This is a genomic window from Parendozoicomonas verongulae, from assembly GCF_009711465.1.
Lineage (GTDB): Bacteria > Pseudomonadota > Gammaproteobacteria > Pseudomonadales > Endozoicomonadaceae > Sansalvadorimonas > Sansalvadorimonas verongulae.
Window position 1 is genome coordinate 1 of sequence record NZ_SMME01000381.1, and the last position, 696, is coordinate 696.

Annotated in this window: 1 protein-coding gene; it reads left to right on the forward strand. The window is 57.5% G+C overall.

Translation table 11 applies throughout. The features are described from left to right. Positions 1-696: hypothetical protein (locus tag E1189_RS22390; RefSeq protein WP_196220881.1), on the forward strand; the 696-nt coding region annotated here is incomplete at both ends.

The window sequence follows — 696 nt, forward strand, 5'->3', positions numbered from 1 at the left end:
GATGGCGTCGCCAAGGATGCCAACAAGGTGAAGGATGCCTATCTGAACATCGGGAAGGCCATCACCACCGAAACACCCAGGATCAAAGACACCCTCGAAATCGCCAAGGCCAGCATTGAGGCCACCGGGGCCGGGATCGAGGAGAGCAACAAGAAGGCCGGTGACTCCCAGAAGGAGCTGACCAAGGTCACCGTAACCGAGGTGGACAAGGCCACCAAGAAGCAAAAGGAACTGAAGAAAGCCGTTAAGGATACCGGCAGTGCTTTGGAAGAAGCCGGGGACTCTGCCGCAGGAGCGAATGACCAGCTGGCCTCCGGTGGAACTATTGCACAGGCTATGGCCGGGCACTGGCAGGGGCTGAAAAACGAAATGGCTGCTTTGTCACCTGCTGCATTGGAGGCTTACGAAGGCATCAACCAAGTGGGCGAGGCGGATGTACGGACACTGACCAATGATGTGGATGCCCTGAAACAGAATCTCGAGCAGGCCAGCGAAGAACTGCAGGAGATGGGTTTCATGTTCCAAGGCACGGACGCCACCGGCCTTGGGGAGTGGATGTACAACACCAAGAAGGCATCGCTGGAAGTCAAAGAAACCTTCCTCGAGCAGAAGATCGCCTTTGAAGAGCTGATGCAGGCTTACCAGAACGGGGAGATCACGGCGGAGGCGTTCGCAGGCAGTGCCCGCAAGGCAGCG